The 22398-nt window shown below is 49.0% G+C and carries 25 protein-coding genes and 2 tRNA genes; 3 read left to right on the top strand and 24 right to left on the bottom strand.

The genetic code is table 11. The features are described from left to right. Positions 1–7 precede the first annotated feature (7 nt). Complete coding sequence (locus tag DWY63_RS16085) at positions 8–889, top strand: sensor histidine kinase (protein ID WP_055303615.1); 882 nt, start codon at positions 8–10, stop codon at positions 887–889. A 38-nt stretch (positions 890–927) separates the two neighbouring features. Further along, positions 928–1254 carry a hypothetical protein gene (locus DWY63_RS16090; RefSeq protein ID WP_055303614.1) on the top strand — a complete coding sequence of 109 codons (327 nt, stop codon included), beginning with the start codon at positions 928–930 and terminating at the stop codon, positions 1252–1254. Positions 1255–1411: 157 nt separating this feature from the next. Here the strand turns inward: DWY63_RS16090 and DWY63_RS16095 are convergent, their stop codons facing one another. The 24 genes from DWY63_RS16095 to DWY63_RS16205 all read right to left on the bottom strand — a co-directional run bounded on the left by DWY63_RS16095 (position 1412) and on the right by DWY63_RS16205 (position 21534). Then, a complete protein-coding gene (locus DWY63_RS16095) occupies positions 1412–1645 on the bottom strand; it encodes a DUF6061 family protein (protein ID WP_055303613.1) in 234 nt (77 codons plus the stop codon). Between the two features lie 24 nt (positions 1646–1669). Further along, a complete protein-coding gene (gene rlmD, locus DWY63_RS16100) occupies positions 1670–3340 on the bottom strand; it encodes a 23S rRNA (uracil(1939)-C(5))-methyltransferase RlmD (protein ID WP_117802625.1) in 1671 nt (556 codons plus the stop codon). Between the two features lie 84 nt (positions 3341–3424). Beyond that, positions 3425–3655: a hypothetical protein gene (locus tag DWY63_RS16105; protein ID WP_055227097.1), complete on the bottom strand. Its 231-nt coding sequence runs from the start codon at positions 3653–3655 to the stop codon at positions 3425–3427. A gap of 280 nt (positions 3656–3935) precedes the next feature. Continuing rightward, positions 3936–4544, bottom strand: a complete 609-nt coding sequence (locus tag DWY63_RS16110; RefSeq protein WP_117509724.1) for a YdcF family protein — start codon at positions 4542–4544, stop codon at positions 3936–3938. A gap of 6 nt (positions 4545–4550) precedes the next feature. Beyond that, positions 4551–5684, bottom strand: coding sequence for a dTDP-4-amino-4,6-dideoxygalactose transaminase (gene rffA, locus DWY63_RS16115; protein ID WP_117509725.1), 1134 nt, complete (start codon positions 5682–5684; stop codon positions 4551–4553). Positions 5685–5873: 189 nt separating this feature from the next. Continuing rightward, positions 5874–5947 (bottom strand) — tRNA-Met (locus tag DWY63_RS16120). A gap of 33 nt (positions 5948–5980) precedes the next feature. After that, positions 5981–6053: transfer RNA gene (locus tag DWY63_RS16125), tRNA-Val, on the bottom strand. An 84-nt stretch (positions 6054–6137) separates the two neighbouring features. Continuing rightward, positions 6138–6305, bottom strand: coding sequence for a hypothetical protein (locus DWY63_RS18065; RefSeq protein ID WP_158554991.1), 168 nt, complete (start codon positions 6303–6305; stop codon positions 6138–6140). 179 nt (positions 6306–6484) lie between these two features. Continuing rightward, on the bottom strand, positions 6485–7756 hold the full coding sequence (gene purD / locus DWY63_RS16135; protein WP_117509727.1) for a phosphoribosylamine--glycine ligase: 1272 nt from the start codon (positions 7754–7756) through the stop codon (positions 6485–6487). Between the two features lie 5 nt (positions 7757–7761). Next, entirely contained in the window at positions 7762–8388 is a 627-nt protein-coding gene (purN, locus tag DWY63_RS16140) for a phosphoribosylglycinamide formyltransferase (protein ID WP_022462015.1), read from the bottom strand. Further along, positions 8382–9407 (bottom strand): phosphoribosylformylglycinamidine cyclo-ligase, encoded by a 1026-nt coding sequence (purM, locus tag DWY63_RS16145; RefSeq protein WP_055221253.1) that lies wholly within the window; start codon positions 9405–9407, stop codon positions 8382–8384. Before purM ends, purN begins: the two co-directional genes overlap by 7 nt. 25 nt (positions 9408–9432) lie before the next feature. Beyond that, complete coding sequence (purE, locus tag DWY63_RS16150; protein WP_022462013.1) at positions 9433–9939, bottom strand: 5-(carboxyamino)imidazole ribonucleotide mutase; 507 nt, start codon at positions 9937–9939, stop codon at positions 9433–9435. Positions 9940–10061: 122 nt separating this feature from the next. Beyond that, positions 10062–12083 carry an aminopeptidase gene (locus tag DWY63_RS16155; protein ID WP_117802626.1) on the bottom strand — a complete coding sequence of 674 codons (2022 nt, stop codon included), beginning with the start codon at positions 12081–12083 and terminating at the stop codon, positions 10062–10064. 66 nt (positions 12084–12149) lie between these two features. Further along, positions 12150–12761, bottom strand: coding sequence for an HD domain-containing protein (locus DWY63_RS16160; RefSeq protein WP_117760545.1), 612 nt, complete (start codon positions 12759–12761; stop codon positions 12150–12152). 66 nt (positions 12762–12827) lie between these two features. Next, positions 12828–13145: a hypothetical protein gene (locus DWY63_RS16165; protein ID WP_022462010.1), complete on the bottom strand. Its 318-nt coding sequence runs from the start codon at positions 13143–13145 to the stop codon at positions 12828–12830. Next, positions 13126–13602, bottom strand: coding sequence for a VanZ family protein (locus DWY63_RS16170; RefSeq protein ID WP_117802648.1), 477 nt, complete (start codon positions 13600–13602; stop codon positions 13126–13128). Before DWY63_RS16170 ends, DWY63_RS16165 begins: the two co-directional genes overlap by 20 nt. 114 nt (positions 13603–13716) lie before the next feature. After that, complete coding sequence (locus DWY63_RS18225) at positions 13717–13869, bottom strand: hypothetical protein (protein ID WP_055221261.1); 153 nt, start codon at positions 13867–13869, stop codon at positions 13717–13719. A 33-nt stretch (positions 13870–13902) separates the two neighbouring features. Beyond that, positions 13903–14580 carry an orotate phosphoribosyltransferase gene (pyrE, locus tag DWY63_RS16175; protein ID WP_117802627.1) on the bottom strand — a complete coding sequence of 226 codons (678 nt, stop codon included), beginning with the start codon at positions 14578–14580 and terminating at the stop codon, positions 13903–13905. A 217-nt stretch (positions 14581–14797) separates the two neighbouring features. Further along, positions 14798–16015 (bottom strand): iron-containing alcohol dehydrogenase, encoded by a 1218-nt coding sequence (locus DWY63_RS16180; protein WP_055227104.1) that lies wholly within the window; start codon positions 16013–16015, stop codon positions 14798–14800. Between the two features lie 228 nt (positions 16016–16243). Continuing rightward, positions 16244–17185 (bottom strand): C40 family peptidase, encoded by a 942-nt coding sequence (locus tag DWY63_RS16185; protein ID WP_117802628.1) that lies wholly within the window; start codon positions 17183–17185, stop codon positions 16244–16246. Between the two features lie 295 nt (positions 17186–17480). Further along, the gene (locus tag DWY63_RS16190) at positions 17481–18383 is read right to left on the bottom strand and encodes a dihydroorotate dehydrogenase (protein ID WP_022462000.1); all 903 of its coding nucleotides are present in this window, start codon (positions 18381–18383) and stop codon (positions 17481–17483) included. A 24-nt stretch (positions 18384–18407) separates the two neighbouring features. After that, positions 18408–19178, bottom strand: a complete 771-nt coding sequence (locus tag DWY63_RS16195; RefSeq protein WP_022461999.1) for a dihydroorotate dehydrogenase electron transfer subunit — start codon at positions 19176–19178, stop codon at positions 18408–18410. Positions 19179–19285: 107 nt separating this feature from the next. After that, complete coding sequence (gene pyrF, locus DWY63_RS16200; RefSeq protein WP_022461998.1) at positions 19286–20215, bottom strand: orotidine-5'-phosphate decarboxylase; 930 nt, start codon at positions 20213–20215, stop codon at positions 19286–19288. A 38-nt stretch (positions 20216–20253) separates the two neighbouring features. After that, complete coding sequence (locus DWY63_RS16205) at positions 20254–21534, bottom strand: dihydroorotase (RefSeq protein ID WP_117760549.1); 1281 nt, start codon at positions 21532–21534, stop codon at positions 20254–20256. Positions 21535–21848: 314 nt separating this feature from the next. Here DWY63_RS16205 and DWY63_RS16210 point away from each other — a divergent pair, with 314 nt between their 5' ends. Beyond that, positions 21849–22049, top strand: coding sequence for a cold-shock protein (locus tag DWY63_RS16210; RefSeq protein ID WP_022461996.1), 201 nt, complete (start codon positions 21849–21851; stop codon positions 22047–22049). Positions 22050–22398: the final 349 nt, after the last annotated feature.

Consider the following 22398-nt stretch of genomic DNA (forward strand, 5'->3'; position numbering starts at 1 on the left):
TAGAAAGATGTTCCCTTGGATTTTGTGTTGTATTTTGCTAATTGTTGTATTTTTTCTAATCACAAAGATTATTTTTATAGAAAAAAGTATTGATGAAATTCATACAGAATTCCAGGAACGTCTTTCCTCCGACACAAACACTCTGATTGATATTTCTTCCAGCGACCCTCATCTGAGAAAACTGGCTTCGGAGATTAATATCCAGCTTCGATTGCTCCGCAAGGAACGCCATCGTTACCAACAGGGCGATCTGGAACTGAAAGAAGCTATCACCAATATTTCCCATGACCTGAGAACTCCGCTTACGGCGATAAACGGTTATCTTGACCTATTGGAACGAGAGGAAAAAAGCGAAACGGTACACTGCTATCTTTCTCAAATCCAAAACAGAACAGATGTTTTAAAAAATCTAACCGAAGAACTATTCAGATATAGTGTGGTTACTTCTTTTCAGGAACTGAAACCAGAACGTATGGATGTTGTCCGGGCATTGGAGGAAAGTCTGCTGTCTTTCTATGCGGTCATGCAGGAAAAAGGCATCCAACCGGAAATCGAATTGCCGGAGGAACCGGTTTTCCGTGAACTGGATGCAGGTGCGGTCAACCGTATCTTTTCCAACATTATCAGCAATGCGCTGAAATACTCTGACGGCGATCTGTCCGTAGTCATGGATAAGAACGGCTGTGTTACATTCAGCAACACGGCGCACAATCTGAATTATGTGACGGTCGGCAGATTGTTTGACCGTTTCTATACAGTAGAAGCCAGTCGCAATTCAACCGGTTTGGGATTGTCCATCGCCAAGCTGCTGATTGAGCGTATGGGCGGAAGTATTGGAGCAATCTACAACAATGACAAACTGCAAATCAAGATAATCTTTGCAAAATGAAATAAAAAAGAGTTTATATGAACGGAGGTGTTTTGATTATGAAGAAATACTTGAAGGAGATACTAATACTCTTAATTCAATTATTTATGTTTTATGTATTTCCATTATTTGCAGGACCAACAGACGTTATGGGAATGATAGTTTTGCTTATTTTAGCAACATTATTGCTTTCAATTCTAATTGGCAGCATTTCAAATCTGAAAGTAAAGTACTTGTATCCAATAATCATAGCAATTACATTTGTGCCATCTGTGTTTATATACTATAACGAGACAGCATTGATACATTCGCTTTGGTATTTAGCAGTATCATCCTTTGGTTTGATAATCGGCATGGTCATTCATAAATTGATTCTTAAAAAGTAGAAAGAGCAAAACTTTCAAAGGCTACCCAGTCAAAAAGATTGGATAGCCTTTATTTATGTTTTCTAAAATTAAAGTTGAATATCTGCCTTAGCCAATAACTATGGGCTTAGAGGTTTAGTGAGCCAGGCAAATCGCTCCAATCGCCGTATCCACAGATTTATACTCTGTAACAGTTTTTCAAATAGGTTTTGGAATCTCCGTTCAATATCAAATCAGCATATCCAATCGGGTCATTGTAAATCAGATAATCCAGTTCCGACCTCTGATACATATTGTCGGCAACCTCGTTCTCAACCGCAATCGTATCAATCGCAATCATACTACCATCAAAGAATTTCAGTTCCACACAAGCGGTATCCATGTTAAACTTACAAGAAATCAATCTATCCATAAGAAACCTCCATTTTACGGGATGTTATATCATCCCAAAATATTTGAATGCTTCTCGGATTGCTTTCTCTTTTTCCGGTGGACACAGAGGCTGTCTGGAATCTTCGGACTTCGGCAGATTGTAGTTCTTACCAACCTCAATCCCACATTTCCGCTTAATCTGTGAGATATACAGGTTTGATACCTTTAATCCGCTATGTTCCAGTACATAGTCCTTGATCTGCGTGTAGGTTGCCCCATCTTGAAATTCGGACATATCCATATCTTCTAAAGAGAACTCAACCCGAATCTTTTTCGAGTCGACCTCACCCTTGGAAAGCAAAACAACCGTCTCGCAGTGCACCGTTCCCGGAAACATATCAACACAGCAGACTTTTTCTACACGGTATCCATATTTTGCAAACTCTACCAGATCCCGCGCAAGAGAAGTCGGCTTGCAGGAGATGTAAAGCATTTTTTCACACCTATATAAATCAACTATCTTCGGCAGAGCCTTCGGATGGATTCCTTCGCGCGGTGGATCAAGAACGATGAAGTCCGGTTTTTCTTCGATTTCATCGATCACCTTCAGCACGTCTCCGGCGAGGAAACTGCAGTTGGTAAGGCCGTTTGCCTCTGCGTTCTCTTTTGCAGCTGTAACAGCTTCTTCCACGATTTCCACGCCGATCACTTCTTTTGCGACCGGTGCAAGGATCTGGGCGATGGTTCCGGTTCCGCTGTAGAGGTCGAAGATCGTGCGGTCTTTCGTCTCGCCGACGAACTCGCGGGCGGTGCTGTAGAGAACTTCCGCGCCAAGGGAATTGGTCTGGAAGAAGGAGAACGGGGTGATCTTGAATTTCAGTCCGAGGAGTTCTTCATAGAAGTAGTCCTGTCCGTAGAGCACTTTTGTCTCATCGCTCTTTACAACATCTGCCAGGGAATCATTTATGATATGGAGGAATCCGACAACCTTTCCTTCCAGCGGCAGACCAAGCACTTCCTGCACGAGCGGCATCAGATCCCACTCTTCCTGGCTTGTGGTGACGAGATTTACCAGGATTTCTCCGGTATTCTCGGCTCTTCGCACCAGCAGGTGGCGCAGGTAACCCTCGTGGCTTATCTTGTGGTAGTAACTTGCGTTCCGCTCTTTAAAATACGCCAGCACGCAGGTCAGAATCTTTGTGAAATCATCATGCACGATTTTGCAGTCGCACGCGGTCAGGACATCGTAGGTGCTTCCCTTTTTATGAAGTCCGAGAGACAACGGGCCGTCCTTGTATTCATCGCCGAAGGAAAACTCCATTTTATTCCGGTATGCAAACTCCTTCGGACTTCCCTTGATTCCAAGGAACGGATAATCGGCCTCCCCCGCCTCATTGACCTGGCCGGCCTCCACGAGGGCATCGTCGAGCAGTTTTTTCACCTGACCGGCCTTCATTGCAAGCTGATCCTCATAACTCATCGTCTGGTACATGCATCCGCCGCAGGACGGGAAAATACTGCAGACCGGATCGCGCTTTTCCATCGGGGATTTTTCTGTTACTTCGAGCAGGCGGCCCTCCATGCGGTTCTTTCTTTTTTTGTTGATCTGAAAGCGGATCTTCTGTCCCGGAATTGCATTTTTCACGGTAACCGTCTCGCCCTCCACATGTACACGTCCTTTATTCGGGAAATCAATTCTTTCCACGACTCCCTCGTAAATTTCTCCTTTTTTCATTCTCTTCTCCTTCTATGTCAAACTGATTTCCGGACAGAAAAACTCCGGTACCACGTTCCGGCACCGGAGTTTCTTTTTTCCATCCTACTTATCTTCGTCTTCATCCTCGAAGTAATCGTCGAAATCGTCATCGAAATCATCTTCGAAGTCTTCCAGATAATCCGGAGTTACAAACCGGTATACTGCGTATGCGATTCCTGCAACTGCCGCTACCGCTCCGACAATGGCAAGGACCCATAAAATCACGTTTTTCGGTTTTTCGCTCTCACGTTCTCTCTGTTTTAAAAGCTCTAATACTTCATCAATCTTATTCATACTGTCCACCAACCTTTGCTTTAGATTAGAAACTTAACTTAACGATAGTATACCATACGAGCCGCAATTTTACCACAATTTCCGCTCTTTTTTATAAATCTTTTCGTTTCAACTTACAGTCGGTATTTGCACGGAGTCTGACATGTCGAGAATAGTTCGACTGTGACTTTCCTCATGTCAGTGGAGGATACCGATTTCTCTCCGCCTACCACTGCCGTTATGTTTCTTTTAACAATTCATCCCACCGCTTTAGAAGCGGGGGACTTCTTGTCTACTGGTGTTAAAATTCAGAATCCGCCGGCAGTTCCCGCAGAATCTTGTGGAACTGACCGCCGCAGCGCTCCATTTCTCCTAACACCTGGTCGATCCATTCACCCTTTGTATGCCAGTTTTCTCTGGTGAACTCAATATCCGAAGGACAGACAAAAAACTCTGTCTCCGGGTAGACAAGCTGGTAATACAGAATACACCGTCTCGCATGGAGATTCCGGCAGCAGAGGATCGCTTTTTTTACCTCGATGCCCGCCGCATCTGTCACTTCCCGTGACCGCAGTGCATTTTCATACGTATACGTCGCCTGGTCTTCGCGCAGAATCGCTTTCTCCGGCACGCCGTTTTTCTGCAGTACCGTCCGCAGAAACTCCCACTCGGTTTCATAGTTCCCGCCGTACTGCTCCGCAAGATCCTGTACACCGGCGAAATGCCCGAGCACAGTACTGTATCTTCCCGACGGAAGCACATACGGCGCAAATCCTTCTTTCCAGAGTTCTGCCGCGTGCACCGCCATCTGCGGATATCCGTTTCCCGGCACAAAAATCACATCGGCTTTCTGCGGCTCATCCTTCACGAAAATATAGTCCGTAAAGTAGTTTAAAAACTTCTCATACATGAAATGTTACCACTCTTTAAAGTCCATGAGGCACTCTACGACATATGCCATATCCTGTTCAGACAGGCTGTAGAACATCGGCAGACGCATCAGGCGCTCGCTCTCTTTTGTTGTGTATTTGTCCTCTCCGTGGAAAACACCGAACTTCTGTCCGGCCGGGGAGGTATGGAGCGGAACGTAATGGAAGACACACATCACACCGCGCTCTTTCATATACTTGATCAGTTTTGTACGCACTTCCAGATTTCTTGCCTTGATGAAGTACATATGTGCATTATGTACACAGCCTTCCGGCACAACCGGCTGCTCGATCTTTCCGGCCTCAGCCAGCGGACGGAGCTGCTCATGGTAATAGTTGTAGATGGCCATCCGCTTTCTGTCGATTTTCTCATGTTCCTCGAGTTCTGCAAGCAGGTAAGCCGCATTCATATCACTCGGCAGATAGGAGGAGCCGTAGTCGATCCAGGTATATTTGTCGATCTGTCCGCGGAAAAACTTGCTGCGGTTCGTTCCCTTTTCACGAAGGATCTCTGCTTTTTCCAGATAATTCTCATCCTGGAACAGCAGCGCGCCGCCCTCTCCCATCGTATAGTTTTTCGTCTCATGGAAGCTGTAGCAGCCAAAATCGCCGATCGTTCCAAGGGCTTTTCCCTTGTAGTACGCGCTCACACCCTGTGCCGCATCCTCTACAACCTTCAGGTTATGGCGTTTTGCAATATCCATGATGGTATCCATTTCACAGGCAACGCCCGCATAGTGAACCGGAACAATCGCTTTTGTTTTTTCGGTGATGGCATCCTCAATCTTGGTCTCGTCGATGTTCATCGTATCCGGACGGATATCCACGTAGACGATTTTTGCTCCGCGCAGAACAAAGGCATCTGCAGTGGAAACAAACGTGTAGGACGGCATGATCACTTCGTCGCCCGGCCGAATCTCAGACAGGTAAGCTGCCATTTCCAGTGCATGGGTGCAGGATGTCGTAAGCATCGCATGTTTTACGTTGAAATTGTCCTGCATCCAGGCAGAACATTTCTTCGTAAAAGGACCGTCGCCGCACAGCTTGTTGTTTTCCTCTGCCGCCTGGCGGATGTATTCCAGTTCTGTTCCAATAAAAGGTGGTTTATTAAACTCTATCATTGTTTTTTCCTTATCTTTCTTCTATCCATTACTGTTTTATTTACTTTCAGAGCCCAAAACAAGCTCTTAGGTAGTCTTATTTTCTCACAAATCCCTGTGGATTTCAAGACACGATTTTGACATGACAGCCATATCATCATACTGTCCATAAAGCCAAAAGAACCCTTGATTTCTCAAGGGTTCCATAAGTAGCGAGAGGGGGATTCGAACCCTCGACACCGCGGGTATGAACCGCGTGCTCTAGCCAACTGAGCTATCTCGCCATATTCATTTTCAACACCGTTTTTCATAAAATATGGGGCCTATAGGGCTCGAACCTATGACCCTCTGCTTGTAAGGCAGATGCTCTCCCAGCTGAGCTAAGACCCCACATCAGTGTTTTGTCTGTCGGCTTTTTATCTGTATCACCAACCGACTTCGTTAGTATAGCATTCCACCCGCCAAATGTCAACACTAATTTTCAAATTTTTTCGATTTTTTCAACTTTTTCTCCCGCCACTCTTTCAGGTACTGCTCCTGTTCCAGATCTTCCCGTTCTTTCTCCCATCCTGCCGCCCGGCAGAGCGTCCATGCAAGCAGAAGAAATACGGCAAAAATCCCCGCCAGACAAACGATTCCCATCTTTTCCGACCGCCTTTCCTGTTCTGATTCTGCTAAAAAGCAAAGGATCTCCTTACTATTGTATCCGGAACGGCGGCGCTTTATTCCCTTTTCTGAATAAAAAGACAAAGCCGCCAGATTTCCCTTTCACCGGGATTCTGGCGGCTCCATTTTACTCAAAATTAAAATTCACATTCACGTTACGCTTCGTCAATCGCTTTTCCAATATCATGGCGGTAATATTTATTGTCAAAGTCAACCCATTCAACAGCCTTATATGCATTCGCACGTGCCTCTTTCAGGGTATCGCCAAGTGCTGTCACGCCGAGTACACGGCCTCCGTTCGTCACGATCTCGCCGTCCTTGAACTTCGTTCCGGCGTGGAAGCAGTAGTAGCCCTCATGCTCTTTGAACGTCTCGAGTCCGCGGATCGGGAATCCTTTTTCGTAGGAAACCGGATAACCGTTCGAAGCCAGTACGATGCAGACACACGCATTATCTGCAAACTGCAGGTCGATCTGGTCGAGAGTTCCGTCGATGCAGGCTTCAAATACATCAATGATGTCTGTCTTCATACGAGGAAGCACAACCTGTGCCTCCGGATCGCCGAAGCGGGCATTGTACTCGAGCACCTTCGGTCCGTCCGGTGTCAGCATCAGTCCGAAGAAGATAACTCCCTTAAACGGTCTTCCCTCGGCTGCCATCGCATCTACGGTCGGCTGATAGATATATTTCTTACAGAACTTATCCACTTCTTCGGTATAAAACGGACTCGGGGAGAAGTTGCCCATACCGCCGGTGTTCAGGCCGGTGTCGCCGTCTCCTGCTCTCTTGTGATCCTGTGCGGAACTCATCGTCTTGATCGTCTTTCCATCCACAAAGGAGAGAACGGAAACCTCACGCCCCGTCATAAACTCCTCGATGACCATCTCGTTTCCGGCACTGCCGAATTTCTTGTCGAGCATGATCGTCTTGACGCCCTCTTTTGCTTCCTCTAAGGTGTTGCAGATCAGAACGCCTTTTCCAAGCGCCAGACCGTCGGCTTTCAGTACGATCGGGAATTTTGCGGTTTCCAGATACTTCTCTGCCGCCTCCGGATCGGAGAATGTCTCGTATGCCGCCGTCGGGATATGGTATTTTTTCATCAGGTCTTTGGAGAACGCTTTCGATCCTTCCAGTATTGCCGCATTCTTTCTTGGTCCGAATACGCGCAGTCCCTCTGCCTCAAACGCATCGACAACACCGCCGACCAGCGGATCATCCATGCCGATGACGGTCAGGTCAATCTCTTTTTCTTTCGCAAAAGCAACGAGCTTGTCAAACTCCATCGCTGCAATATCGACACACTCTGCGTACTCCGCAATTCCTGCGTTTCCAGGAGCGCAGTAAATCTTGTCTACCTTCGGGCTCTGTGCCACCTTCCAGGCAATCGCATGCTCTCTTCCGCCGCTTCCTACAATCAGTACTTTCATCGCTCTTACTCCTTTATCTTTACGTGTCCGTCTTCTACCGTTACCTTTCCATTTGCAATCAGATCAATCGCACGCGGCATGATGACCCACTCGGCCTCTTCCATGACGCGCTGCTGCAGTGCCTTCGGTGTATCGCCCTCGTGCACTTCGACTGCCTTCTGCAGAATAATCGGGCCGGTGTCTGTTCCGCCGTCCACAAAATGAACCGTCGCTCCCGTCACTTTGACGCCGCGGGATAATACGCCCTCGTGCACTTTCAGTCCGTAATAGCCCGTTCCGCAGAACGACGGAATGAGGGACGGATGAATGTTGATGATCTTATTCGGATAAGCATCCACAATGCTCTGCGGGATCACAACCAGGCATCCTGCGAGCACAACGAGATCGACGTTGTACGACTGCAGTTTCGCCAGCAGTGCCTCGTTGAATGCTTCTCTCGATGCAAAGGTCTTCGGGGAAAGGCATACCGCATCAATCTCCTTCTTTTTCGCACGCTCCAGCGCATACGCTCCTGCATTGTTGCTGATGACAACGGAAACCTCCGCGTTTGTGATGGTTCCCTCGTCAATCGCATCCAGAATCGCCTGCAGGTTCGTGCCGCCGCCGGAGACGAGAACTGCTAATCTTAGCATAACTGTACTCCTTTTTCTCCGTTTTCAATGTGGCCGATCACATATGGCGTATCTCCTGTGGAACGGATGGCTTTCATCGCTGCGTCTACATCTTCCGGATCAACAGCCAGTACCATACCGATACCCATGTTGAAGGTGTTGTACATCATCTGCTCGTCGATATTGCCTTTCTTTGCCATCAGATCAAAGATCGGCGGTACGGTGTAGCTGTCTTTCTGTACAACGGCTACGGTGTTGTCTTTGAGCATACGCGGAATATTCTCGTAGAAGCCGCCTCCGGTGATGTGGCTGCATGCTTTTACGGTTACACCGGCATCTTTGATGGCGCGGAGTGCTTTTACGTAGATACGGGTCGGTGCAAGCAGGGTCTCGCCGAGGGTTGCGCCGAGCTCATCATAGTATGTATTTAAAGAATCTTTTGTCATATCGAAAACTTTGCGGACAAGAGAAAATCCGTTGCTGTGAACGCCGGTGGAAGCCATGCCGATCAGTACGTCTCCGGCTGCCAGATTTTCACCGGTAATCATGTCTTTCTTGTCACATACGCCGACAGCAAAACCTGCCAGATCGTACTCATCCTCCGGCATCAGGCCCGGATGCTCTGCGGTCTCACCGCCGATCAGTGCCGCATCGGACTGCAGACAGCCTTCTGCAACGCCTTTTACGATCGAAGCTATCTTCTCCGGATAGTTCTTTCCGCATGCGATGTAGTCGAGGAAGAACAGCGGTTCTCCGCCGGCACATGCGATATCGTTCACACACATGGCAACGGCATCAATGCCGATGGTGTCGTGTTTATCAAGAATCATGGCGAGCTTCACCTTGGTTCCGCATCCGTCTGTACCGGAAAGCAGCACCGGCTCTTCCATTTCTTTGATTTTTGCCAGGGAAAAAGCGCCTGAAAAACCGCCAAGGCCGCCTAATACCTCCGGGCGCATGGTTTTCTTTACATGCTCTTTCATTAATTCTACTGATTTGTATCCAGCTTCAATATCTACTCCTGCGTTCTTGTAATCCATGGTGAACCTCCCTTGTCCTTTGTTTTTATTTACTGTAGTTACGGTATCCTGTTTCCTGCAGTTTTGCGTCTTTTGCCTCAACCTGCTCTTTCATTTCCTGTGTATATGCTTTCAGTTTTGCAAGCAGTTCCGGATCGGAAGTTGCAAGAATCTTTGCTGCCAGGATTCCGGCATTGGCACCGCCATTGATGGCAACGGTTGCTACCGGAATGCCGCTCGGCATCTGTACGATGGAGTACAGGGAATCACGACCTCCAAGCGATGTGGTATGCATCGGAATTCCGATGACCGGCATTGGGAAAATAGCTGCGCACATACCCGGCAGATGAGCTGCCATACCTGCGCCTGCAATGATAACCTTGAAGCCTTTCTCCTCTGCGGTTTTTGCATATTCGAAAAATACATCCGGCTCGCGGTGTGCAGAGATGATTTTCATCTCGTACTCAATTCCAAATTTTTCCAGCATGTCGGCTGCTTTGCTCATTACCGGCATATCAGAGTCGCTGCCCATCACAATTCCTACTTTAGCCATGTTGTTCTCCTTTTCTGATTAACTGTTCTAAGCGTTATTCATTAGTTATGCTTATATTTATGTTTTAATCATTCAGTTCTGCTTATAATATACTAAGCAGGCGCAGAAATGTCAACCCATAATCAGCCAAAAGGTTCATTTAATTCTTCCGTTCCCGGCAGGACGAAGCGTCCGTCCTCAATGAGAGGGATCGTCGTTCCGTCTGCTTTTTCGACCGCAACCGACTGCAGTTCGCGGTACGGAATCGTGATGTCCGTGTGGCATCCGAAGTATGCTTTCGACGGATCTTCTTTCCGTTTTGCCGAAACCTCGTTCTCGCGCGCGATTACTTCTTTTCCGTCCGGGTTGTACATCGGGCTGTCCTCCGCCCAGGCGTAGCAGGTGTCGCCCATCGCAAAATGCGGGCCCATCTTCTCTGCGATCAGGATCGGCAGTTTTCCGGCGATGCCGTACTGCTCTGCCATCACGTACGCCGTCGTGTTCGTTCCGATGGCAAACTCACCGATCGGCAGCGTCCTGTGGTGATACAGCAGGTTTTCTTCTATATAAGTACGATTGTCCTCTTCTTTTTCGAAGTTTGCGCAGTCATACGCGGTGATCATGCCGTCAGTCAGCGTCAGGCAGAGATCGCGGTAATACAGCTCGTTCAGGTAGACTCCCGTCACATGGAGCACGCCTGTCGTGCCGGTAAGACTCGGGGAAGTAAAGACCTCTCCGACCGGAATATTGCAGTCGGCAACACAGTTCTCGAAATTCGTCTCTTTCGCAGGATCGTTCAGATGATGCAGCATCACGCGCAGATCCGTTCTGTTCTCTCCTTTTCCAAGCACATGCACGGAAACACCCTCGTCGAGCGCATCGATCAGGTACTGCTGGATGCGCTGGTATTTTTCGTAATCGAGCGTGTTGATCTTTACGATCTCACGGAAAATTTTTTCGTAGCGCGGATCGATCTCCGGCATCGGGTAGGCGATGATCGTGTAGCCGTACTCATCATCCTTGATATAGCGGTTTACAATCTGGCCCGCCTCGTTCTGGAAACCGACACGGAGCTTTTGCTGGCGCTCATTTAAGTGCAGTGCCTGTTTTTTATTTACTGGCTCAAACGGAACTTCGCCGAAGGTTTCCACCACGGCAGGGCCGGCATAGCCATCCGCCAGTTCTTTGTACTCGTCGTATTTCACCTGCATCGCGCGGAGCCGTCTCTTCACGAGATCCTCGTTGAGATACAGCGCCTCATCGTTCCGGTGATCGTAGTCATACTGCTTATTCGCAGACGCACCGGCAACCCACGTTCTCCGCGCGCCGCGGGAAATCACCGGCTCGAGTCCCATCTCGCGGAACTGTAATATTGCCGCACGGATCATGCGCTCAAAACCGATGTGGAAGCGGATGCTGACTGTCTTCTTTTTCGACAGATCTTTTCGCGCCACGAGAAAGCACTTGCGGAAGCCTTCTGTGTAGGTGCGTGCCATCGCGTCGATTTCTTCCTGGCTGTACGTATTTAAAAAGCGGGCTGTACCCTTCTCATTTTCGGTGATATATTCGCCGTACTGGTACAGATACCGCAGATCCGTCAGATCAGATTCCATCACAATATCCTTCACAAAGTGCAGCGACGGGTCAACGATTTCGCGCACCTGGTATTCCTGGCGCTCCTCGGCATAATCGCTCACATACCAGTAAATGCTCTCTTTTACATACTGAGCGGACGGCAGCGTCTCCTCCTCGAACATCGCATACAACTCGAGATACAGCTCCATCGCCGCAGTCAGCTCCAGCAGGCGGTCCTCATAGACCCAGACAACAGCATTTCCCAGCTCCCGGTACAGGCAGCAGAGGCTCCTTCCATGCGTTTCACCAAGTGCCCGCACGGCAAACGCCGGGTTTCCGTAGGAGGTCTCATACCGCTCCCCGATCACATCTTCATACGGCTCGCGGTTAAAAACAGCCAGCTCTTCCTCGGATGCTGTTTTTAGATATCCTTCTGCGATTCTGCTCCGGATCTGGTCCATTTTGCAGAGGTACTGTGCCATCTGTGCAAAAAAATCGCGGTACGGCTGCGGAACGCTTTTTTCCGCCGGAATCTGGCGGATCCGCTCAATTGCAAGCGCATACCGCTCGTTTAATAATTCATCCGTCATAAAAAATCCCTTTCTGTTTCTCTTTAACTGTTACGAGGGGCAGATCTGCCCCTCATTCTTCTTAACTTATTCCTGTTTTTCTTCCCGGTCGTCAATAATTTTTCCATCCCGGATACTCTGTTCGAGAATCTCTTCCATATAACTCCAGATCTCCTCGGAGCCGGTCGCCGTCTTCTCGTTTCGTTTTAACGGCTGGGAAATCCGCACATTGTGGCTGGTCCAGTCTTTTCCATCGTTCTCATGATTTAAAAGCAGCGGCTGGAAATTGTCCATCACATGAGCAAAGCGCGCTTCCGGTGTCTCATACGCTTCGAACTCGAGCCAGAGATCCATCAGCATTTTTCCCTGATCCTCCGGCAGCAGGCCGTAGATGCGCTCGGCCGCTTTGTGTTCTCTCTCGTCTTTTGTTTTGTTTGCCTCCGCGTCGTACGCATACGTGTCGCCTGCATCAATCTCCACGAGGTCGTGGATCAGCAGCATGAGCATTGTTCTGCCGATGTCGATTTTCTCATTCGAATATTCCTGCAGCAGAAATGCCATCACCGCCATGTGCCATGCGTGCTCCGCGTCGTCCTCCTGGCGCGAATAGCCGCGGATGTGCGTCTGGCGCAGGATCTGTTTTTCTTTATCAATCTCCAGAATAAAATTCAGCTGTTTTTCAAAACGTTCGCGATCCATCTTTTTCCCCTTTTCTTTTATATGTACTCCCGGAGTCTTTCTGTGCTTGATTTTACGAGAGTACATTTATCTCACACCGATCAGAAACAGTGCCAGCCATGCGACCAGCATGCCGCCGCTCGTAATCGAGCCGAGAACCGACATTCTGTGGCTGACCTGTTCTTCTTTAAAGCTCTTCATTCCCACATAGAAGCCGTATCCCGACAGAAGGAATGAGAACAGTCCCGCTGCTCCGAGAAAAATGCCTCCGTTTCCGCGGAATGCAAACGATACGACCGAAGCCAGCAGAAACAGAAAGACCGAAGCACCTGCCATATAGAGAGCTTCCTTTCCGCCTTCCGACGGCTTCCGGACAAAATTGTAATTATACTTCTTCCTCGCCATATTTCCATCTCCTGAATTTATTGCAGATCAGGAATGCGCCGCAGCCGATCATGGCTCCAAGCGTATTCAGCATCAGATCATCTACATCAAAGCAGCCCACCTTCGTGATGAGCTGAATCGTCTCCACGCAGAGGCTGAACATAAAACCAAGAAGCGATACTTTCCAGAAACTCTCCATTTTTTTGTGCATCACCGGAACGATAAAGCCGAACGGCAGAAAACCGATCACATTGCCCGCCAGATTTAAAAATGCGGCAAGGAATCCCACCTTTTCGCGGTAAATCCAGAACCGTCTGATTTCCTGAAACGGCACCAGATTGTAACGGTAATCCAGTTCAAAAAAGTTTCTTCTCCCGTATTCTTCTGCAAAAAGCAGAAAATAAACGAGCGCAAGAAGATACACCAGAAATAAAATCCGTCCCACAACGCGGATTCTGGCTTTCGTCTCCTGCTTCATCTTCGTTTCCCCTTTCTGCGTTGTTCTCCCCTCTGCTATCAGAAACGCCGGCATACCTCATCGGCGCACGCGCTTCCGAAATATCCCGGCATTTTTTCTTTTTGAAAGGCGCTTTTAGAACATGATTTCCCCGCGTCGTTTCAGCAGGCCTGCCCCGCTTACGATCATCAGAACACCGGTTGCCACGCCAACAACAACCAGTACGGCGCCCATAGCGATATTTCCGCCGCCGACACGTCCCATGGTTTTATAAATCTTTTCATTCATAGCGCAAAACTCCCTTTCCCGGTGTACCGCATCTTATTTCACGCCGTACTCCTCATAATATGCATCAATGGCAGCCTTCATCTTGTCATCGATCTGAATTTTGCCCTGGCATGGACGGTTGTACAGATACGTGATAACGTCCTCCATGGTTACAATGGCATTTGCCGGGAAGCCATAGGTTTCCTGGATTTCCTCGAGTGCGCTCTTATCGCCTTTTCCGCGCTCCATGCGATTTAAGGATACCATCAGTCCTTTGATCTCCACATTGCCCTGTGCCTGGATGATCGGGAAGGTCTCCTCGATGGATTTTCCGGAAGTGGTTACATCCTCAATAATGACAACGCGGTCACCGTCTTTGATCTTGCTTCCAAGCAGCAGTCCTGCATCTCCACCGTGGTCTTTGGCTTCCTTCCGGTTGGAGCAGTAGCGTACTTCTACACCGTAGAGATCATGAATCGCAATTGCTGTTACAACACTGAGCGGAATTCCTTTGTATGCCGGTCCGAACAGAACGTCAAAATCCAGCCCGTAGTTGTCATGGATTGCTTTTGCGTAATACTCGCCGAGACGTTTTAACTGGCTGCCGGTTACGTAAGCGCCTGCATTCATAAAGAACGGGGATTTTCTTCCGCTTTTCAGGGTGAACTCTCCAAATTTTAATACCTGGCTCTCGACCATGAATTCAATGAACTCTTTCTTATACTGTTCCATTTTATTTTCCTCCATATTTTCAGGGGAAGGCATCGGTTCTCGCATGCCGCCCGTTTCTACTTCTATTCTGTTCTATACTACCATAAACGCCTCTGTTTTTCCAGTCCAGACACAGGATTTCGCATAAAAAACATAAAATCCACACAAATAAATTTCATTCTCTGACGCAAAAAATCCCTCCGCCCAGAGAACGGAGGGATTTTGATATGTTTTCTTTTTAGAAATCTACTTCTGTATCATAGTAGCAGCATTTCAGCAGTTTTTCCATCTCTTCAACAGATGGCTGTCTCGGGTTGGATCCGGTGCAGGCATCGGCGATGGCATTTACAGCGATGTCGTGCAGTCTCTCCAGGAATACGTCTTCCGGAACGAAGCCCTGCTCGGTCGGATAGCTGTCTTTTCCGTAGTTCTTGATGCAGTGCGGAATGTTCAGTTTGTCGTTCATGCCGCGCAGATAGTCAATGAGGAGTTTTACTTTCTCTTCCGTTGTCTCGCCGCCAAGTTTCATCTCGTCAGCGATCACTGCATAACGTTTTGCTGCAGTCTCGTCTTTTGCGTTGAACGCGATAACCTTCGGCAGGTACATAGCGTTTGCTGCGCCGTGGATCAGGTGAGCGCCGTAATCAGCGAATGCTGCGCCTGTTTTATGTGCCATGGAGTGAACAATACCAAGAAGTGCATTGGAGAATGCCATACCAGCGAGGCACTGTGCGTTGTGCATGCTGTCACGTTTTGCCATATCTCCGTTGTAAGAATCTACCAGGTCTGCCTGAATCATCTTGATTGCATACAGTGCCAGCGGATCGGTGAAGTCACAGTTCGCGGTGGAAACGTATGCCTCGATTGCATGGGTCATAGCGTCCATACCGGTGTGAGCAACTAACTTTTGCGGCATCGTCTCTGCCAGATCCGGATCTACGATTGCAACGTCCGGCGTGATTTCGAAGTCTGCCAGCGGGTATTTGATACCTTTTTCATAGTCTGTGATAACTGCGAACGCGGTTACCTCGGTTGCTGTTCCGGATGTAGAAGAAATTGCACAGAAATGAGCTTTTCTGCGGAGTTTCGGCATTCCGAATACCTTGCACATTTCTTCGAAGGTGATGTCTGGATACTCGTATTTGATCCACATTGCTTTTGCTGCGTCGATCGGAGATCCGCCGCCCATTGCTACGATCCAGTCCGGCTGGAACTCTTCCATCGCTTTTGCTCCGCGCATAACAGTCTCGACTGACGGGTCAGACTCGATTCCCTCAAAAAGCTGTACTTCCATGCCGGCTTCTTTCAGGTAGTCTACTGCGCGATCCAGGAAACCGAAACGTTTCATGGAGCCGCCGCCTACACAGACGATTGCACGTTTTCCTTCGAATGTTTTCAGTGCCTCTAAAGCGCCCTTTCCGTGGTATAAATCTCTTGGTAATGTAAATCTTGCCATTGTTCAGAACCCCTTTCTTGTTTTGCTTCTGATGGACAGCTCCGGCAGATCAGATCAGCAGAATTTCTGTTTTTCCTACTCTCTGTTTGAGCCGCCTTTTGTCTTTTGTTTTCGACTTTGTTATTATTATAACAAACTTTTTCAGGGATTTCCAATACAAAAATGATATTTCCTGATGTCAATTATATATGTCTTATTTACTCCCGTGCCGCCCGCGATGCCTGTTTTTCACGGTACATCGCTCTTTTCCTCCAGCTTTCCGCTTCCAGATATTTCACGAAAAACACTCCCAACCACTTTCAGCGCCTCCGCCAGATCCTCCCGAAAATCCTCATCCCCTCTCCGCAGACTATTCACCCTGCACCCAAACACCCTCTCATGCCCCGTACAGTGCAGATACCTGCCGTCCCCCAGATACATCCCCACATGCCCCCTCCAGAACAGCAGATCCCCGGCCTTCGCCCGTTCCTCCACCAGACACATCTCCTCCCCTTCTCTCCAGATCGCTTTCATCGAATACCCTTCCCTGATATCAGCATCCCGCCAAATCAAAACCCCATTCATCAAATACACCATAAACACCACACCCGAACAGTCAATCCCATCCGCCGCCTTCCCGCCCCACCGGTACTGGCATCCAAGATACCCCTTCGCACACTCCACAACCTTCCTCCGAAACTTCTCTTCCGACCACCCCTCCGGAATCCCCTGCTCCACAAAAAACCTCTCTTCCGATTTTCCCCACAAAAACCGATCCGAATCCAGTCTTTTTCTTAATGCCACCTCCGGCACAAACCCACTGATCCCATTCGCCAGTCTCACCCTGCAATACCCATTCTCCGTCTCCTCCATTTTCTCCACAAAACACCCCCGTCCCAGCGTCTCCAACATCCGCGACTGCACCCGCGCTCCCCTCATCACATCCGCAAACCCGCGTGTCACCACATACGTATTCCCTGCCTTTTCCCTCTCCTCCATCCACTCCCGGCTTTTCTCTTCAATCAAATTTCTCTCCATCCACCCCCGATACCCATAATGCGTCCAAACCTCAATCCAATCCCTCTCATCTTCCCACATCACGCTCCATCCAAAAAACACCTCATCCACCACATCAACCCCATTCTTCTCATACAAAAACGCCCGCTTCACTTTAATGATCCCATACTTCATCTCACATACCACCTTCCATTTTCTATATACTATGCACCCACCACAACACTCTCACGCCGATCCGCCCCCGGCGGATCCAGACCTACTTCGTTTCAGCTCCACACAACCAGACCTCACTGGAATTTGCGCTTGCCGTGTGGCGGGCATAGAAAAAGAGGGCAGAAACTGTGAGCCCGGAACAGGTGCAGGAAAATGGGATGCTTCCCGTTTCCCCGTGCCTATTCTGAGCCACAGTTCCGCCCTCTTTTTCTCGCCCGCCGCACCGCAGATGCGAAGCCGCTCGAGGCCGTCCGTCTTATCTCACCGCCCCGATCAGCGAATTAATATCGTCAACCTTATGCCTTCTCATATACTCTTCGATACCGCGAACCGTTTCAACAGTCGCATACGGATTAAAGAAATTCGCCGTCCCAATCGAAACCGCCGTAGCCCCCGCCAGAATAAACTCCAGCGCATCCTCCGCCGACGCAATACCGCCCATACCAATAATCGGCACTTTCACTGCCTGCGCCACCTGATACACCATCCGCACCGCAATCGGCTTCACCGCCGGCCCCGACATACCGCCAGTCTTATTCGCAATCGCAAACTTCTGCCGTTCAATATCAATCTTCATCCCAGTAAGCGTATTGATCAGCGACAGCACATCCGCCCCGCCGGCTTCCGCAGCCCGCGCCATCTCCGTAATATCCGTCACATTCGGGCTCAATTTCATAATAATCGGCTGCTTCGCATATTTTTTAACTTCTCTGGTGATCGCCTCCACCGCCTTCGGATCCTGTCCAAACGCAATACCGCCCTCCTTCACATTCGGGCACGAAATATTAATCTCCAGCAGATCCACCGGCTCCGAAGTCAATCGCTCCACAACCTCACAGTAATCCTCCGTCGTCCGTCCACACACATTCACCACAATCTTCGTGTCAAACTGTTTCAAAAACGGAATATCCCTCTCACAGAACACATCAATACCAGGATTCTGCAGTCCGATCGCATTCAGCATTCCGCCGTAAACCTCCGCAATACGCGGCGTCGGATTCCCCGGCCACGGCACATTCGCAACACCCTTCGTCACAACCGCGCCAAGCTCCTTCAAATCCACAAACTCACTGTACTCCGCGCCGGAGCCAAACGTACCAGATGCCGTCATAACCGGATTCTTCAGTTCCACACCCGCCAGATTCACACTTGTCTTCATCGCTTTTTCTCCTCCTCGCGTCACTTACAGCTCAATTTCCGTACTTAAAAAGACCGGTCCGTCCTTGCAGATCCGCTTGTTGTGCACATGTGAATGACCATCCACCTCAGTCGACTGGCATACACACGCAAGACATGCGCCAACGCCGCACGCCATCTTCTCTTCCATCGAAATCCAGCATGGAATTCCCTTTTCCAGACCGTACGCCTTAATCGCACGCAGCATCGGAGCCGGACCGCAGGCAAAAATTACATCTGCTTCCAGATGATCCTCGCGCACCGCATCCATCACATTGCCCTTCACACCGGCACTTCCGTCCTCCGTTGCAATATGAAGATCGCCTGCCGCAGCAAACTCCTCATTTAAGAACAACTCATCGCGGTAACCACAGCAGATGATCGTGTCCGTTCCAAGATCCTTCGCCGTCTGCAGCATCGGCGGAACACCGATACCGCCGCCCATCAGCATCACACGTTTTCCCTTACCTTCCTCGATCGGGAATCCATTTCCAAGCGGCCCTAAAATATCAACCTCATCCCCCGCTTTCAGATGCGAAAACTCCTCCGTTCCTGCACCTGCCACACGGTAGACAATCCGAAGTCTTCCTCCCTCTCGGTCGATCTCACAAAGAGAAATCGGACGCGGCAGAAGACGGCTGCCGTCTTTCGAAAACAGAGAAATAAACTGGCCGGCCTTCGCCTCTTTCGCAATCACTTTCGTGGAAATCCACATGCTGTAAATTCCTTTTGCAATGCACTCCTGACTTTCCACAGTACAGCATTCCTTGATTTTCATAAGCTGAACACTCCTTTTATTTTCTTGAATCGGCGAAAAGCCCAAAATATCCTCCGGCGGACATAACATCTACCCGGCAGACCTTCTGAGCTTTTCACCCTGTATTCTTATTTTGCAGCAGCAAGCGCCCCGCTGATATCCTCAACCATATCCTTTACAGCTGCTCTCGAAGCATCCGCAAAGTTCTCAGTGCCAAACTCGGCATATTTTTCCTGTTTGTAAGCAGCGATAATACCTCTCGAAGAGTTTACGATTGCACCCAGTCCGTCCTCATTGAAGAAGTGAACGAGGTCTTTTCCTTTTCCGCCCTGTGCACCGTAGCCCGGTACCAGGATGTAGGATTTCGGCATTACCTTACGCAGCACCTTGCCCATCTCCGGGTACGTAGCGCCGACAACAGCTCCCACATAGCTGTAATCATCGCCCATGTGCTCCTCGCCCCACGCGGCAACCTGCTCGCCGACCCACTCATACAGCGGACGTCCGTCGATGATGCGGTCCTGGAACTCGCCGCTGGACGGGTTCGAGGTTTTTACCAGAACAAAGATACCTTTTTTCTCCTCTTTGCAGACCTTGATGAACGGTTTTACGCCGTCAGATCCAAGATACGGATTGACAGTTGCAAAATCCTCATGGAATCCGGCATAGGATTTGCTTCCCACCTGCACGTGGCCGAGGTGGCCGACTGCATACGCCTCAGAAGTAGAACCGATATCGCCTCGTTTGATATCGCCGATGACAACGAGACCCTTTTCCTGGCAGTAGGAAACGGTCTTCTCATACGCTGCCATTCCCGGAACGCCGAACTGCTCATACATGGCAACCTGCGGTTTTACAGCCGGAATCAGATCGTATGTTGCGTCGACAATCGCTTTATTGAACTGCCAAACGGCCTCTGCAGCTCCTTCAAGTGTCTCTCCGTACTCGGCAAATGCCTTTTTCTGTACGTGCTCTGGCACATAGTTCAGCATCGGGTCCAGACCTACGACGATCGGTGCATTTGTTTTTTTAATGTTTGCAATCAGTTTGTTAATCATCTGCTTACTCTCCCTCTTCTGTTTTTTCTTATTAGAAATTACTCAGCTTCGTATACAATCTTGCCGCCGCATACGGTAGCCATAACTTTTCCTTTGACTTTCTTGCCGCCGAACGGAGTGTTTTTGCCCTTGGAAACAAACTCCTTCGGATCGATCACATACTCTGCTTCCGGATCGATGACAACCACATCGGCGTCCATGCCAGGTGCAAGAGAACCTTTCTTGTCCAGGTGCAGGATTTTTGCCGGATTGTAGCTCATCTTCTCCGCCATCTGCATTGGGGTGATGACCTCGGTATCCACAAGTTCGGTGATGGTAAGAGCCACGCTCGTCTCCAGTCCGACGATGCCGAACGGAGCTTTCTTGAAGGACTCCTGTTTCTCGGTCAGCGCATGCGGTGCATGATCGGTGCTGATGACATCGAAGACATCGTCTTTCAGACCCTGGCGCAGTGCCTCGAGATCCTCTTTCGTACGGAGCGGCGGATTCATCTTGTAGTTGGTGTCGCCCTTTACGATGTCGTCGCTGCAGAGGGTAAAGTGATGCGGGCAGACCTCGGCGGAAATCGAAACGCCGGCCTTTCTCGCCTCACGCACCATATCCACGCTCTCTTTGGTCGAGCAGTGGCACAGATGCAGGTGTGCACCTGTCTCTGCGGCAAGTACGATATCTCTTGCAACAATCGTGTTCTCTACGGAGTTTGTGATGCCCGGCAGATGCCACTCTCTCGAGTTTGCATCCTCATTCATGCAGCCGCCGTTTACGAGGTTCTTGTCCTCGCAGTGAGCCAGCACCGGAATGTTTTTCTCTGCGGCAATCTCCATGGCCTCTTTGTAGAGCAGCGCGTTCATAACGGATTTTCCGTCCTCGCTGATCGCCGGGATGCCGGCTTTTACCATGCCCTCGATATCGGCGAGCTCTTCACCCTTCTGTCCTACTGTGATGGCGCCTGCCTGCAGTACATTAATCGGAGAAAAACGGTCTGCTTTGATCGTTACATAGTTGACGCGGTCCGGGCTGTCGATGACCGGTTTTGTATTCGGCATCGCTACCAGCGTTGTCACGCCTCCTTTTGCTGCTGCTTTCGAACCGCTTTCAATATCTTCTTTATATGTCTGCCCCGGGTCGCGGAGATGTACATGCATATCGATGATGCCAGGCATTACATAGCAGCCTTTTGCATCTATTACCTGCGCATCTTTTACGCGGATTCCTTTTTCAACCCGTGTAATAACGCCGTTTTCGATCAGAACATCACTGATTTCGTCTTTTTGGGTGGCCGGGTCGATGACCTGTCCATTTTTGATTAAGATACTCATCTTACGTTCTCTGATCCTTTCTTTTCTTCTGGCCGTCGTCCGACCATTTATTCCTTTTTATAATACACGAAATCTTTCCTGAAATAAAGAGTTTTTTCTTGACTTTTTTGATTTGCAAGATTATAATAGTCTCAATCGAGAAGATGTTGAGATGTAATACGTGGTCACTAGCTATTAGAGATTATATTAGCATTCACCTTCAATATAATCTGTAATAGCTAGTGAATTTTTTTACCAAAAGTTCACTCGCTTATGGGGGAACATATGCATTCCCACATCATGCTTATTTTTTAATTTTATGGAGGTAACTCACAATGAACAAGGGAACAGTGAAATGGTTTAACGCAGAGAAGGGCTATGGCTTCATCACAGGCGAAGACGGAAACGATGTATTCGTACATTTCTCCGCTATCCAGGGTGAAGGATTCAAAACTCTTGACGAAGGTCAGGCGGTTACTTACGATCTTACCGAGGGTGCTCGCGGAATGCAGGCTTCCAACGTTGTTAAATGCTAATTAACCATAAGCGAAAGGCCGGGGGATGTATGTCCTCCGGTTTTTTAATTTACGCGGGCAACGAGCCAAAGTCCATGCCTGCACGAGACCTTGGCGACTGCCGCGATAACTTGAGAAACTCGCGGAGCGTGTTTCTCATAGTTTTTTCTATAGCAAGACCCGAAAATAATGCAAAAAAGGCAGTGCTGCAGAGCGCGAATTGCAAGGAACAGATTTGAAGGCGTACCGGGGTACGACGAAAATCTGTGACGCAGTAATTCACGCTCTGCGGTGCTGAATTTTTTGCATTATTTTCGGGGATTGCTATAAATCTCTATAACAAAAGCGCTTATCACTCCGGGATTTTCCC

It is taken from the genome of Blautia sp. AF26-2 (assembly GCF_003460955.1).
GTDB lineage: Bacteria > Bacillota > Clostridia > Lachnospirales > Lachnospiraceae > Fusicatenibacter > Fusicatenibacter saccharivorans.